This is a genomic window from Brumimicrobium aurantiacum, from assembly GCF_003402975.1.
GTDB lineage: Bacteria > Bacteroidota > Bacteroidia > Flavobacteriales_D > Crocinitomicaceae > Brumimicrobium > Brumimicrobium aurantiacum.
Map to the genome: position 1 here is coordinate 172,826 of NZ_QURB01000008.1, position 15,234 is coordinate 188,059.

Annotated in this window: 15 protein-coding genes; 13 read left to right on the top strand and 2 right to left on the bottom strand. The window is 35.0% G+C overall.

Annotation, left to right across the window (positions count from 1 at the left end; genetic code table 11):
• The first annotated feature begins 109 nt into the window (after positions 1-109).
• From DXU93_RS12695 to DXU93_RS12755, 13 genes are all read left to right on the top strand, one after another.
• Positions 110-661: a DUF488 domain-containing protein gene (locus DXU93_RS12695; protein WP_116881673.1), complete on the top strand. Its 552-nt coding sequence runs from the start codon at positions 110-112 to the stop codon at positions 659-661.
• Entirely contained in the window at positions 661-1,137 is a 477-nt protein-coding gene (locus tag DXU93_RS12700) for a DUF488 domain-containing protein (RefSeq protein ID WP_205679269.1), read from the top strand. The genes DXU93_RS12695 and DXU93_RS12700 overlap by 1 nt, the downstream gene beginning before the upstream one ends.
• Positions 1,134-1,796, top strand: a complete 663-nt coding sequence (locus tag DXU93_RS12705; protein WP_116881675.1) for a dual OB domain-containing protein — start codon at positions 1,134-1,136, stop codon at positions 1,794-1,796. Before DXU93_RS12700 ends, DXU93_RS12705 begins: the two co-directional genes overlap by 4 nt.
• A gap of 730 nt (positions 1,797-2,526) precedes the next feature.
• Positions 2,527-3,159 (top strand): hypothetical protein, encoded by a 633-nt coding sequence (locus DXU93_RS12710; protein WP_116881676.1) that lies wholly within the window; start codon positions 2,527-2,529, stop codon positions 3,157-3,159.
• Positions 3,160-3,297: 138 nt separating this feature from the next.
• Positions 3,298-3,870: a hypothetical protein gene (locus DXU93_RS12715; protein ID WP_116881677.1), complete on the top strand. Its 573-nt coding sequence runs from the start codon at positions 3,298-3,300 to the stop codon at positions 3,868-3,870.
• A gap of 722 nt (positions 3,871-4,592) precedes the next feature.
• Positions 4,593-5,246, top strand: a complete 654-nt coding sequence (locus DXU93_RS12720; RefSeq protein ID WP_116881678.1) for an endonuclease III domain-containing protein — start codon at positions 4,593-4,595, stop codon at positions 5,244-5,246.
• Between the two features lie 12 nt (positions 5,247-5,258).
• Positions 5,259-5,786, top strand: a complete 528-nt coding sequence (locus DXU93_RS12725) for a GNAT family N-acetyltransferase (RefSeq protein WP_116881679.1) — start codon at positions 5,259-5,261, stop codon at positions 5,784-5,786.
• Between the two features lie 809 nt (positions 5,787-6,595).
• A complete protein-coding gene (locus DXU93_RS12730; protein ID WP_041578750.1) occupies positions 6,596-6,844 on the top strand; it encodes a type II toxin-antitoxin system ParD family antitoxin in 249 nt (82 codons plus the stop codon).
• On the top strand, positions 6,837-7,136 hold the full coding sequence (locus DXU93_RS12735) for a type II toxin-antitoxin system RelE/ParE family toxin (RefSeq protein WP_116881680.1): 300 nt from the start codon (positions 6,837-6,839) through the stop codon (positions 7,134-7,136). Before DXU93_RS12730 ends, DXU93_RS12735 begins: the two co-directional genes overlap by 8 nt.
• Positions 7,137-7,421: 285 nt before the next feature.
• Positions 7,422-7,523: a DUF4172 domain-containing protein gene (locus DXU93_RS15355; protein WP_205679270.1), complete on the top strand. Its 102-nt coding sequence runs from the start codon at positions 7,422-7,424 to the stop codon at positions 7,521-7,523.
• Positions 7,498-7,965 (top strand): SCO family protein, encoded by a 468-nt coding sequence (locus DXU93_RS12745; RefSeq protein WP_116881681.1) that lies wholly within the window; start codon positions 7,498-7,500, stop codon positions 7,963-7,965. Before DXU93_RS15355 ends, DXU93_RS12745 begins: the two co-directional genes overlap by 26 nt.
• Before the next feature lie 169 nt (positions 7,966-8,134).
• The gene (gene map, locus DXU93_RS12750) at positions 8,135-8,899 is read left to right on the top strand and encodes a type I methionyl aminopeptidase (RefSeq protein ID WP_116881682.1); all 765 of its coding nucleotides are present in this window, start codon (positions 8,135-8,137) and stop codon (positions 8,897-8,899) included.
• Positions 8,899-9,489: a YdcF family protein gene (locus tag DXU93_RS12755; RefSeq protein ID WP_116881683.1), complete on the top strand. Its 591-nt coding sequence runs from the start codon at positions 8,899-8,901 to the stop codon at positions 9,487-9,489. Before map ends, DXU93_RS12755 begins: the two co-directional genes overlap by 1 nt.
• A 71-nt stretch (positions 9,490-9,560) precedes the next feature.
• Here DXU93_RS12755 and DXU93_RS12760 read toward each other — a convergent pair whose 3' ends face one another.
• The gene (locus DXU93_RS12760) at positions 9,561-10,745 is read right to left on the bottom strand and encodes an efflux RND transporter periplasmic adaptor subunit (protein WP_116881684.1); all 1,185 of its coding nucleotides are present in this window, start codon (positions 10,743-10,745) and stop codon (positions 9,561-9,563) included.
• Positions 10,746-10,789: 44 nt separating this feature from the next.
• The gene (locus DXU93_RS12765; protein ID WP_116881685.1) at positions 10,790-15,172 is read right to left on the bottom strand and encodes a CusA/CzcA family heavy metal efflux RND transporter; all 4,383 of its coding nucleotides are present in this window, start codon (positions 15,170-15,172) and stop codon (positions 10,790-10,792) included.
• Positions 15,173-15,234 lie beyond the last annotated feature (62 nt).

Sequence of the window (15,234 nt, forward strand, 5' to 3'; positions counted from 1 at the left end):
TATTTGCTAAATTAGGTGCTTAAACCACGCAACAAACCATATACAACAACGTTGGGGTGCATTTGAAAAACAACACATAAAAATGACAAGAATTTCGTAAATTGCAAATATGAAAGACACGACAATATATTCAATAGGACACGGAAATAAGAAGATTGAGGACTTCATAGCCGAATTGAAGTCGTATAAAATTCAATTTCTTCTCGACATACGTTCAAAACCCTATTCAAAATGGAATCCCCAATTTAATCAAGCAGCACTTGACTTGGAATTGAAAAATAATGGAATTACCTATGTTTTTGTTGGCGACACATTAGGAGGTCTTCCTGAAGACAGAAGTTGCTATGATTATGATGGAAAGGTTGTTTATGATTTAATTAAAGAAAAAGACTTTTTTAAACAAGGGCTTGAAAGATTAACAACAGCAAACGCAAAAAAAATCAACCTTGTCATAATGTGTAGTGAATCTAAACCTGAAGAGTGCCATAGAAGCAAACTAATTGGACAAGAACTTCTAAATAAAAATATTTCTCTGAAGCACATTGTATCAGAGAAGCGAGTTAAATCGCAAGTAGCAGTAATGAACGAACTAACAAAAGGTAAAGGAACAGTTGACCTATTTGGAAACGAAATGGACTTTACTTCAAGAAAATCATATTAATGGAATTTTTTACAATAGGAGTTTATAACTCAACCGAGCAGGAATATTTTAAAAAGCTATTAGATAACAACATTGACACATTTTGCGATATACGCCAAAGAAGAGGTGTAAGAGGTGCAAAATATGCTTTTGTAAATAGCAATAGGCTTCAAGAAAAACTTAACGAGCTTGATATTAAATATGGACACGTAATTGAACTTGCCCCTACTTCCGTCATTAGAGACCTTCAGAAAGAAGCCGATGCTCAACAGGGAGAATTAAAAAGAGACAGAAATAAACTCGGTAAAGTATTTACAATTGCGTATAAAGATAGAATATTAAGCAATTTTGACTTCGATTCATTTATAGATAAGCTTGATGAAGTTGGTGCAAATCGTGTGGTTTTGTTTTGTGTTGAAGAAAAACCAGAAGCTTGTCATAGGTCAATTGTAACTGACAAGCTTGAAAAGCTTGGATATAAAATTACACACTTATGAAAGAAATAGTCATAATACTCTCTAAAACCAAAATGAACAATAATCAAGTTTGTGTTGGTGGTTTGACTTTGAAGGGTAGATATGTAAGACTACTTGACGAGCAAGGCAATAATCAACCAGAAAATACAGATTTGGCACCTAAACAAGGATGGGAAATTGAATTTGAAGAACGACCAAATAATAACCCACCTCACGTTGAAGACATTTTAGTTCATAACAGAATATCTAAGGGAAAACTTAAAGACGAAATCACAATTAAGGATGTTATAGAGAAGAGAAATATTCCTATTTGGAGAGGACATCCTGACGAACTTTTTGACAAGCTAATTCAATGGACTCAAAGTGGTAGTGGTTATATAGACCGTGATGGAGGAATTCCGAATCATAGCGTAGGATTTTGGATAAGTGATAAAGATTTGAAACGTAAAGAATACAATGGTATTAGATACCAATATCCGTCAACAAGCGGTTGGAGAAGTATCAAATTTAAAGGATTAGAAAAGCCAGTTGATATAATACCAGCAGGCACATTAATAAGGGTTTCATTAGCAAGATGGGTTTCGTTCAATGAAGGAGAAAAACCGAAATGTTGGTTACAACTTTCAGGTTGGTATGATTTAGGAGAGCACTCTGACGAAGAAGATGATTTACCTTTTTGAAAAGAAAAAACGCACCCCAACAATGTATAAGAGCAATAGCGGGGAAAGTACTAAATATAAGGTCTTTACATCTAATAAACTTTGGTGATAGCGGAAAGGTATTCGCCTTGATATCCGCTACTGCTCTTATACTAGACCGTTAATCATAAATAGTCCACCACGTATAGGACAACCCACCCTTATATTGAACGCTTTATTTTTTCAAGATTTTACTCCAAACCAAGAACGATAACCAGGTAATTTGCAAAATGATTTGGTTTTAAAATCTGTTACGGGTAAACCGTGCAAACATCTCTTTTCAGAGTGTTTGTGACGTTGGCACGTCAAACAGATTTTAGATAAAAGTTAAGGTTTAAAAATGTAAAAGTCAAGATATTGGCAAAAGACATTTAAAGTAAAAAGCCTTTATTCCAAAATTTACATCGCCTTAACTTGATCGTTCTAAGGTTTGGAGTAAAAAGGGAAGAAAAAACTGCAGCTACCATTTTAGAACAGTGCCTAGCTGGCTACCTAAGCTCCATTCTAAAAAGGAACAATAGTGTGTGGTTAGTCTTGTATATTTCCGGGTGTTCTACTCCGTAAATGAATTTACTTCCGATAACATCCGCTAAGTATTATCGCCAACGAAACTTTTAAAATGAACATTTTGTTTAAAATAAAATGACTACTTTAGACTAAATTAAAAATGAACAGCGACAATACGTAGCTTGGACGTTAGCGGTAATTTAAGATGAGTAAACCAAATTTAAAATTAACTAGACTTGGAAAAGCCGCAATAATAATTTGCACTCTATTTATCTGTAATGTTTTTGTTTCTGACTATTTAAGTTCGGATAGCATCGAAATTCAAAATGGTTTACTTTATAATCTTCTGACTTTTTCTCTTTTCTTTTGGTTAATAAGTGCTATTCTGATTTTATTTACAATTTGGAATATTAAAAGAGAAAATAAAAAAAAGACAACAGGTTTGTCATCATTCCTTTTGATGATTATTAGTATGGTTTCCATTATTATTTCTTCAATTTTCACAATATTTACTCCACCAGAAATGTCGGAAGCTATTGTTTACCGTAATGAGAATGATCCTACTGATAAAATTATTTATGAATTTTATTTGACAGGTATTACCTCAGATTCTCCTAATTGGAAAATTATACGAACTAAAAATCAAGACGCCATAATTCGTAAGGTTGAAGTATTAAAGGATTCAATATTAATAGAAAATTTCAATATTTCAAGTTTTCCAAAAGAACCACCTATGATTCGAAATTTCAAGTATAAAGATGGAAGCTATACTTTGGAGAGCTATATGACTTGGGAAGATTGGAATAAATGGACTAAGTATAAAATTACTCACCGCTAACACAGCCTTTGACGGTCAGCCTGTAAAAACCTTCGATTTTTACATTCATGTAAATCAAATGTTTGTATCTTCGATAAAACATTTAAAAACAGGCCGTCGCAAAGGCTCAGCCGTTATGTACCATAGACCAGAGTACGAATGATTGATAAATTTTATAAAATAGAACCTGACTTAAGTGATGATCGAGTTGCATATATCGATGACTGGGAGTTTACATATTGGCAGAACAAACCGAAGGGTGATATAATTAAAAACCCTGATGGAACTTTTTCTGTAGTCATGGAGAAAAATTTCACCCCTCTAGTAACACAACTACAAAACCTGTTTAAGGATGGAAAGCCCCCCGAAAGCGGAACCTATTTGGGTGAGGCTGTTCTCACAGGCAAGAACGAACCTACAGACTGTATTCATGGTAACTTTATAAATGAAAAACAGGGGCTCGTAGTTAGCAATAGGTTGCTGAGACTCTTAGAGAATTATAAATTACCTGAATATTACATATATGATTTGCCATTAATCAAGAAAAGAAAAACTTATGATGAATACAGCTATTTACTATTCAACCAGGGAGACAATGGAATTAATAATAATGTTCGACTATTAATGGAAAATTCTACACCAGTAGTATGTGTTTCGGAAAAACTAATGAAAGATATTTGCAACTCTGGCATTAAAGGCTGCCAGTTCACTCAAATTAATACAGGTACATAACATGCGGTAAAAAAAATGGCGCACAATTACACTCGAGAGAAAGCGCCACTTTTCCTACCGCAGAACCGTTAATCGTAAATAGTCCACCACGTATAGGACAACCCACCCTCATATTGAACGCTTTATTTTTTCAAGATTTTTCTCCAAACTAAGAACGATAACCAGGTAATTTGCAAAATGATTTGGTTTTAAAATCTGTTTCGGGTAAACCGTGCAAACATCTCTTTTCAGAGTGTTTGTGACGTTGGCACGTCAAACAGATTTTAGATAAAAGTTAAGGTTTAAAAATGTAAAAGTCAAGATATTGGCAAAAGACATTTAAAGTAAAAAGCCTTTATTCCAAAATTTACATCGCCTTAACTTGATCGTTCTAAGGTTTGGAGTAAAAAGGGAAGAAAAAACTGCAGCTACCATTTTAGAACAGTGCCTAGCTGGCTACCTAAGCTCCATTCTAAAAAGGAACAATATGGTGTGGTTAGTCTTGTATATTTCCGGGTGTTCTACTCCGTAAATGAATTTACTTCCGATAACACCCGCTAAGTATTATCGCCAACGAAACTTTTAAAATGAACATTTTGATTAAAATAAAATAACTACTTTAGACTAAAGTTAAAAAATTCGGCTCGTTCTTAATCGAATGGTTATAACTAATTTACACGCTACGAGCCATATACAAGAGTGTTACCTGCAAGCTGAAAAACACCAAAAACATAATCGAAAAAATGGCAAAAAAGAAAATTGAAAAAGTTTACGAGAAATTAAGCAACGAGTACGAAATATTTGCCGAAAACGATAATGAATGGGAAAAAAACGGACTTAACAGTACGGATTTTAAAAGTTTGGTCTCTGTAATGCTTTCAACAATGACACACACAAAACGGGTAATCCGAGCGTGCAATGGCCTATATGATAAAGCTACAACACCAAAAGAAATGTTGGATTTGTCAGATGACGAACTTACCGAGTTGATTAAACCTGTGGCACATTATAATCGAAAGACAAAACATTTAAAAGAAATGTGCCAACAGTTAATTGACAATCACAACGGAGAAGTACCACGAACGGAAAAAGAACTTTTGGAACTACAAGGTGTGGGACGGAAGTGTACAGATATAATGATGAATTTTAATTTTGGTGGAGACACCATTGCAGTTGACACACACGTACACAGAGTTTTGAACCGACTTGGAATAGTGGAAACTAAATCCAATGAAGATACCGCTGACGAAATAAACAGACTTACACCAAAAAAATATAAAAAACACGCTCACGTGTGGCTAATACAGCACGGAATGAACATCTGCATATCAAGAAAACCGAAATGCGAAGAATGTATCGCTTCCAGTTTATGTGACTATTATGAAAAAGAATTTTAAACTAAACAATAAGTGAAAATTAGAAAAGTAAATATCCAAGACATTGAAAACCTAAAGGAAATCGGGAAATTGACTTTTGCCGAGACATTTTCTTCCGATAACAGCGAAGAAGATATGCAGAAATATTTGGAAGAAGGATTTTCGACCGAAAAACTGAAAACTGAACTGACAGACGAAAACGCTGAATTCTATTTTGCGGAACTTGACGATAATGTGATTGGGTATTTAAAAGTGAATTTCGGACAATCACAAACAGAAATAAAAGATAAAAACGCACTCGAAATTGAACGGATTTACGTGCTAAAGGAATTTCACGGAAAAAAAGTCGGACAAATTCTTTGCAACAAAGCGATTGAATTGGCGAAAGAAAAAAACGTAGAATATGTTTGGTTAGGCGTTTGGGAGCAAAACCCAAGAGCAATCAGATTTTATGAAAAAAATGGATTTGTAGCATTTGACAAACATATTTTCCAATTGGGAAATGATAAACAGACAGACATAATGATGAAACTAAAACTGAAGAAAAAAGCCAGCAGGTAATAACTAAGTCTTCGGCGTGCCGAGCGTCTCCGTTTACCAACGGATTACGCCCTTCGGTTGTGAGATCGCTTCGCTAAGTTGGCCAATATTTCGACAGGCTCAATAGGGGCCGCTGAACAACGAAGTTCTCATGAATACCTTTGAAAATAAACAAGAAATGAATAACACCATGTTGACAGCCTGTCCCGTATTTTAATCGGGAGATCCGGATTTCCCTATCTGTACTGCGATGTACTGAGCGAGCCGAAGTAAGCTTGCCGAACGTATGGGGAAAGCGATTTTATACTTTGTTTTTGAAAGATGATTTTGGAGGTTTGCAGACTCGAAAGTGTGCGTGCATTTCTCATTTACACTGGTTGATTACCATTCACTATGACAATAACCAGGCATTTATAAGGACTTTCACCAGTTTGATGTCGATTTCACAGCTTCTAAGCCATAACTTCTCCATTACGCACATGTCGTTTCTTTTATATTTCTGATTTAATGGTGTTTATAGTTTCTTTCCAGTTCTTGGGTGAACCTCTTTAGCTCCATTCTAAAAAGGAACAATATGGTGTGGTTAGTCTTGTATATTTCCGGGTGTTCTACTCCGTAAATGAATTTACTTCCGATAACACCCGCTAAGTATTATCGCCAACGAAACTTTTAAAATGAACATTTTGATTAAAATAAAATGACTACTTTAGACTAAATTAAAAATGAATGGCGACAATACGTAGCTTGGACGTTGGGTGTAATTTGAGCGAAAATCTGCAAATTTGAATATTTTACCAAAATTTGGTATATTTGAGTAAAATTAAAACGAAATGAAAAATACATCAATATCGCTCGGAAATTATTTTGACCAGTTTGTACAAACTCAGGTTTCTGCTGGACGTTACAAAAATGTAAGCGAGGTAATCAGAGCTGGACTTCGACTATTGGAAAATGAAGAAAGTAAAGTTATTGCGTTAAGGAATGCTATTCAAGAAGGAATTGATAGCGGAATTGCTCACGATTTCGACCCCAAAAAAAATCTTGAAGAATTAAAAGCGAAACGCAGAAAGAATGGCTAAATACGAATTGACCAATAAGGCTGTAGCTGACTTAAACGGAATTTGGGAATATACACTCGAGAATTGGTCTGAAAATCAAGCTGACAGATATTACGATATGCTCTTAGATATTTGCCAAGACATTGCCAACAATCCTGAACTTGGAAAAAATTATGACGGAATTAAATCTGACCTTTTCGGACTAAAAGCAAATCGACACGTAATATTTTATCGAAAATCAGAATTAAATCCAATCGAAATAACGAGAATTTTACACGAGCGAATGGATTTGAAAAAAAGAATAACCGAATAATAAAAACTTCACCCAATAACTAAGTCTTCGGCGTGCCTTTTAGGCCCTACGGTTGTGAGATCGCCTCGCTAAGTTGGCCAAGAAATCAACCAAGCTCAATCGTACATCTTTAAAATTATTACCTAATTCTAAAAGATAGCAGCAGAGGTATAGCTGTGGGACGGTATGAACAATCAAAATAGACGATAGTGCAACGAATATAGGTGGTAATTGATGCAAAATAAGCAACGAATAATTTTGATTTGCGACGAATACAGGTTACTTTCATTGCAAATAATGCATTGAATGAAAGCTTTTATACATCAAAAGGACAATTGGCCAGAATTTACTTGGAATAGTAATGATTTCTTGAATTTGTTGAGTGAGGCAAGGAAAAAAAGTGAATGAGAAAACATTTGAAAATAAGATTTATGTTGCCGATTTTTTCTTTACATCTTGCCCTGGAATTTGTCCTAAAATGACTGCAAACATGAATATTGTTCAAGAGGCGTTTAAAGATGATGACGATGTTTTATTGCTCTCTCATTCTGTTACGCCAAGCGATGATTCTGTAGCGGTTTTGAAAGATTATGCGCTCTATAAAGGAGTTATTTCAAATAAGTGGCACTTGGTTACAGGTTCTGAAAAAGAGATTTACAAATTGGATAGAAAAGATTACTTTGTTGAAGATGACTTAGGCTTGGAAAAAGATGAAGATGAGTTTTTACATACCGAAAATTTTGTGTTGATTGATAAAAACAGACATATAAGAGGAATTTATAATGGACTCAATAAAACATCTGTTAAACAACTGATCAGCGATATTCAAACTTTAAAAAAAGAAGGGTAAGCGTTTCTAGCTTTTAGTTTGGCCATGTTGTAAAAGTGTGTCATGAAGAGAATTTCCTTGTTTAGTTCTTTAAAAAATCAGCATAGAATGATTAATTTAGCTAGTGAATATAGCTTGAGTAATTAATCAAAACTTCATTTGGTGTGTTATTCAAATAAACAATAAGGATATGTCAATAACCAATGAGTCAGAATTAATCGGAATGCAAAGAATTAGCCAAGTCGTTGGAACTACGCTAAAACGAATGAGAGCATACGCCAAAGTAGGAATGTCAACCAAAGAACTGGATGAATACGGTGGTGAGATTTTGAAAAGTTATGGTGCAAAATCTGCTCCTTTCGAAACCTATAGATTTCCAGGCTATACTTGTATTAGTGTAAACGAAGAGGCGGCACATGGAATACCTTCTGATCAAAAGATTCTAAAAGAAGGAGACTTAGTAAATATTGATGTTTCAGCAGAATTGGATGGGTTTTGGTCAGATAATGGAGGCTCTTTTGTTTTGGGAAAAGATATTCATAACCACCAACCTTTAGTTGATGCGTCAAAACATATTTTACAAAAGGCAATCAACAGTATAAAAGGCGGAGTGAAAATATCAGATATTGGACATATCATTGAAACTGAAGCGAAAAAATCTGGCTATAAAGTCATTAAAAATCTAGCTGGACATGGGGTCGGAAGAAGTTTACACGAAGAACCAGAAAATATTTTAAACTACAGGGTGAGAACAAATAGAGAACGCTTTAAGAAAAACACAACAGTGGCTGTAGAAACTTTTATTTCAACAAATTCTTCAGTTGCAGTTGAACAGAGTGATGGTTGGACTTTGGTTGGTAATAGAGGGGGATTTGTGACGCAACACGAGCAAACTATACTTGTTACAGACAAAGAGCCAGTAATCTTGACGGAGGCTAATGAGATTTGGGATTAATGAAACTTAAAAAGTTTATTTCACTACTGGTCTTTTCTGTTCTCGTTTACTTCATTATAAATGCCATTCGCATCTATAAATTTTCTTTTGAATATAGTGAGCAAAAATCTGATGTTGCTATTGTTCTTGGTGCTGGAATAAATGGAGATATTCCATCGCCTGTTTTTCGTGAGCGTATCAATCACAGTGTTTACTTGTATAAAAAAGGAATTGTTTCAAAGATCATTTATACTGGTGGACAAGGAAAAGGTCAAACTCAATTTGAAAGTGTAGTTGCTAAAAAATATGCCATTGAAAAAGGAGTGAATGAAGGAGATATTTTTATTGAGAAAAAATCAAAATATACAGTGGAAAACCTGAGTGAAGCAAAGCAAATTATGGATTCCCTTGAGTTTAAAACAGTCTTGCTGATTTCAGATCCTTTCCATATGAGAAGAGCAGCGCTACTTGCAAACAAAAATAAACTCAATTTTAAAACCTCACCCACACAAACGAGTATGTATAAGTCTAAAATACCTAGGTTTATTCAATTGATGTATGAATGTTTTTTCTTTAGCATAAGAGAACCTATTACTAGAATTAGTTTTTAAAAGATTTCGAGTGAGTTATCCCTAACACCGAAAAGTGATTAAGTGTTAGGGATATGACTTGTTTTATGACCTCAATGCTCATGCGCTGTCTCGCCTTTTAACATTTCAGCAATCAGATAATATGCATCATTCTGAACAATCTTAGCATTTTCAGGTAATGGCGATAGCAAATCAATAGCAATCCAACCATCTTCTTGTTTTCCTGTTTTTACTTCAATCATTTGAAATTCGAATTCCTTTTCTCTTTTTTCTTCAGATTGCGTAGTGATGAAAATATAGGTTTTTCCATCTTCAGTAATTACTGCTGATTCAGGTAATGCCATCACTTCATTCGCTTGTGTAAATATTTTACCTTTGATGTACATTCCAGCAACAAGATTAATGTCTTTTTCTTCGATTTCCGCATGAATATGAACAGCTCTTGGAGCTTCTTCGAAACGTTTTCCAACAGAAATAATTTCAGCCGTTAATGGTTGATTCGATGTGGCTACCGTAAATTCAATTTTTTGACCTTCTTTTACAAACATTACGTCTTTTTCGAATACCATGAAATCGGCATGAAGATGTTCTGTGTTTACAATTTTAAACATGGTCGTTTGTTGTTCCATATATTGCCCAATTTGAATGTCAACCGCTTCTATTGACCCATTGATTGGGCTTTTAACCGGAATTCTATCGTATAAATTCCCTTCTTGAATGTAATTTAAATTTAAATTTAATTGTTTTAATTGAGCAGCATAACCATTCATTTCGCCTTTGTTTGAAAGGTATTCTGACTTCGATTTTTGCATGTCTTTCCCTGCTCCAATTTCTGCTTCAGAAAGCTTTGTTTGTCTGTCAAATTGTTTTGACAAATAAGCGTCGTTGTGAAAGGCTTTTAAATATGCCGTTTGAATATTGATGAAATTCGGGTGACTCAAATAAGCTAAAGTTTGACCTTTTTTGACATTTTCTCCTTCTATAACTTCAATTGAAACCACATTTCCGCCCAAGATTGCTGTAATCGTAGCTTCGTGTTGTGGCGGAACTTCCAAACTTCCATTCGTCTGAACAATTCCCTCGAAAGTGTGATGTTGCATGGTGTCTAATTCAATTTTCAGACTTTTGAATTTTTGCGGAGTAAGATGAACTTCATTCGTTATGTGATCATGTCCATGATCGTTTTCTTCCTCGGTAGGAGCTGTCTCGCTTGTTGTGCAAGAAAATAGTCCTAAAATAAGAACTAAGCTCGCTATATATTTTATGTATGTTTTCATTTTTCTATGTTTTAGTAAACTGTGTTATTACTACTTTTAAATCTCTAATCTTGAATGTAATATTCAAGTAAATAACGCTGTTTTAAATAATTGTCAAGTGCATTCCAAGCATCCAATTCAATGCTGATTGCAGACCTGACTGCTTGTAAAAAGTCTGAATAATCTACCGCACCTTCTTTAAAAGCTGCAATTGCACTTTTTCTTTGTAATTGAGCCATGGGCAAGGATTCTTCTTGATAATAGATCCAAGTTTTCTTCCATTTTAGATAATCTTCATAAACAGAATTGAATTCTTGTTTCAATTCCATTTTTTGTTGCTGAAAGTTTTGCTCTGCAATTTTTCTGTCAATTTTTGCCGCTTGAGCTCGCCCTAATTGTTTGTTGAAAATCAATGGGATATTCACCCCAATTTGATAAGTGTAAAATCCAGTTTGAGCTCCAATTTTCTGCTCTCCAACTTGTCCGTTGAATGTTGGTAAATACTGTGAATTTTGATTTTTTATTTCTGCATCAGCAATCTTAATTTCTTGCTCAAAATAGGAGAGAAGCGGATGATTTGAAATAGAATCAGAATTCAAATCGATGAGGTCAATAAAATTATTCTCATCAATTTCGGGAACAGTAAAAATGGTATCACTGACCAACCAAAGGTTTAATTTTTGAATCGCTTTGATGTATTCGTGGTATTTCTGTTCTTTTTTTATTCTCAATGCATTGGCTTCGTTGGCTGTCGATAAATAAGATAAATTCGATATGTCTTCTACCTCATACCTTAATTTTTCAGTTGCTTTGATTTTCGTAAATACAGAATCCAAAGCTTGATAAACTAGATAAGTGGATTGACTTGTATAAACTTCAGCCCAAGCCTTCTTTACTTCATAGCGAATGGAAGCTTGAGAAATTTCTAAAGCTTTTTCGGCTAAAATAACCCGCTCATTTTGAAGTTGTACAGCTGAACCAATTCCAAATAAATTGATGTTGTTTTGTATGATTCCTACTCTGGTATAAACTCCCGTTTCGCCATTTCCGGCTTCTTCCTTTCCAGTATAAACGGTAGTGTTTCCTAAATCCCAAGCTGTTTTCTTTAAAACGTTCTGTTGGTCAATTTCAAATTGTTTTGCTTTCAGCAATGGAAGTCGTTCTAAAGCTTGTTCTTGCGCTTCTTCAATTGAAATTGTTTGCCAATTTTCTTGAAGCTTATTCTGCGCATTAAACATTGGAGAAATCAGAATAAACAGTACTCCAATTCCCATGGCAAGTGATGGATTTCGTTTTGTTTTCATCTTTCTTTTTTCTAAATACATGTATAAAATAGGCAAGATAATCAAGGTGAGTAGGGTAGCGCTGATCATTCCTCCAATAACAACAGTTGCCAGTGGACGTTGAACTTCAGCACCTGCAGAAGCGGAAAAAGCCATAGGCAAGAATCCGAAAATATCTGTTAACGCGGTCAACATAATTGGTCGAATTCTTTCTCTTGTTCCTGTGAAAATTCTTTCCTTAATATCCGTCATACCTTCCATTTTTAAAGAATTAAATCGATTTATGAGGACCAAACCATTCAAAACGGCGACTCCGAAAAGCACGATAAAGCCTACTCCAGCGGAAATACTAAAGGGCATATCACGTAGCCATAAAGCATAAACTCCACCAATTGCAGCTAAAGGAATGGCGATGTAAATCATGATGGATTGCGCAAATGAATTTAATGCGAAATAAAGTAGTACGAAAATCAGAACCAAGGCGATTGGAACTACAATCATCAAGCGATTTGTTGCACTTTCTAGATTTTCAAATTGACCTCCATACGAAATGTTATATCCCGGAGGAAGGTTGAGTTCGTTTTTTACTTTTTCTTGAATATCCGTTACGACAGATTTTACATCTCGACCTCTGGTATTTACACCAATATAGGTTTGGCGATAAGTGTCATCTCGTGAAATTTGCATTGGACCAGGTTCGTATTCGATTTCTGCAAATTCTTTCAACATCACTTGAGAACCATTCGGTAAATCCACGAATAACTTTCTTATGTCATCAATCGAAGAACGGTAGTTTTCTCCATAGCGCACCACCAAGTCAAAGCGACGTTCACCTTCGTAGATTGTTCCTGCAACTCCTCCCGCCAAAGCGGTGCTCAAATAAGTGTTCAATTGTTCGATCGAAACTCCATATTGTGCTACTTTATCTCTGTTAAATTTGATGTTGATTTGTGGTAAACCAGAAGTTCTTTCAGCATTTACATCACCAACTCCATCGATCTTCTTTATTATTTCAGCTAGTTCTGCCGCTTTTTCGTTCAAAACGTCTAAATCTTCACCATAAATTTTAATGGCTACATCTTCACGAACTCCTGTCAATAATTCATTAAATCTCAATTCAATGGGTTGACTAAAAACAATGTTAACACCCACTAAAACTTCAGCTAATTTGGCTTGCATTTTTTCGATGAGTTCCTCTTCATTTTTAGCGCTTGTCCATTTGCTGTGGTCTTTCTCTAGAATCACAAACATATCTGCAATGTCCATCGGCATTGGGTCTGTAGGAATATCCGCAACACCAATTCTTGAACCTGCAGAAAGAACTTCAGGGAAATTTTCCAATAATGTCGTTTCAATTTTAGTAGAAGTGGCAATCATTTCTTCCAAGCTACTTCCTGGTCGAATCAATGCTTGAATCGCCAAATCTCCTTCTTTCAATTGTGGAATAAATTCTCCTCCCATACGAGAGAAAGTGAAAATGGTTATTCCTAAAATTAAAGCTGCAATTCCAATTACAATTAATCTGAATTTTAAGGCAGCTTCTAAAACTGGGTGATAAACCTTGTTGATTCCTCCAATAATTGCATTGCTAAATCTATCGAGTTTTATCTCAAATTTAGCGTACCAACTTTTCTTGTTTTGCATTGGTCGCATAAATAGTGCTGACATCATTGGAACATAAGTCAGACACAAAATAATAGCTCCAATCATGGCAAATCCAAAAGTATAAGCCATTGGTTTAAACATTATTCCTTCAACTCCTGTCAAGAATAAAATAGGCATAAAGACGATTAGAATGATGATTTGACCAAAAAATGCCGATTCCATCATGGTGTTACTGGCTTCAATGGCAACATTATCCATTTCTTTTCTTGTGAAATTGAGTGTCCCTTTCTTGATTCTTCGCTGAATTTCAAAAACGGTTCCTTCAATGATAATTACTGCTCCATCGATGATTATCCCAAAATCAATTGCACCCAAGCTCATTAGATTTGCCCAAACACCGAATTGTTTCATGAGAATAAAAGCAAACAATAAAGCCAAAGGAATTGTCGTAGCGGTGATTAATCCACCTCTAAAACTTCCGAGAAGAATCACCAAAGCAAAAATTACAATTAACGCTCCTTCAATTAAGTTGGTAGTAATTGTATCTGTTGTTCTAGCAATTAATTGGCTTCTGTCTAGAAAAGGCACAATTTTCAATCCTTCTGGCAGTGAAGATTGAATTTGATCGATTCGTTGCTTTACCTTATTGATGACTTTATTTGGATTGGCATCTTTCAACATCAAAACCATTCCTCCAACGGCTTCTTTTCCTTCTTTTGTGAAAGCCCCATAGCGCACTTGATTCCCGTAACCTACATTTTCAGAGATGTCTGCAATGCTTATAGGAATTCCGTTTTCAGATTTAACAGGGATTTTACGAATGTCATCCAGAGAACGAATTAGTCCCTCTCCACGAATGAAGTTGGCCATTTTATTTCGCTCGATGTAAGCTCCACCAGTATTGGTGTTGTTTTTTTCTAAAGCAGTATAAACATCACTAATTGTAACATTCATCGCTTTTAATTTGTCGGGGTCAATACTAACTTCATATTGTTTGATATATCCACCAAAAGCATTTACATCAACGACACCTTCGATGAGCGTAAGTTGACGAGCAATAATCCAATCTTGAACCGAACGCAAATCTGTTAAAGAATAAATGGAATCAAATTCAGGTTCAACTTCAATACTGTATTGATAGATTTCCCCTAATCCTGTAGTGATTGGTCCCATGCTGGGCACACCAAACTTAGCGGGAATATTTTGTCGAACATCGATTAATTTTTCTTGTACCAACTGTCGGGCATGGTAAGTCCCTATTTCCTCTTCAAAAACAATAGTCACCACCGATAATCCAAAGCGTGAAATCGAACGAATTTCTTGTACTCCTGGTAGATTCCCCATTTCCACTTCGACAGGATAAGACACGAACTGTTCGATATCTGCTGTAGATAAATTGGGTGAAACTGTCATTACTTGAACTTGATTGTTTGTAATGTCAGGCACGGATCCTAAGTTGATTGTGCGCATTGAGAAAATCCCAAAACCGATGATGGCTAAGGTCATTAATCCAATGATTAACTTGTTATGAATGGAAAATGAAATAATTCTATAGATCATTTTTTCTTGTATTTAATTAAAAAATAATGGAATTAAAAAAGTATAATTCTGTCAATTGAGAA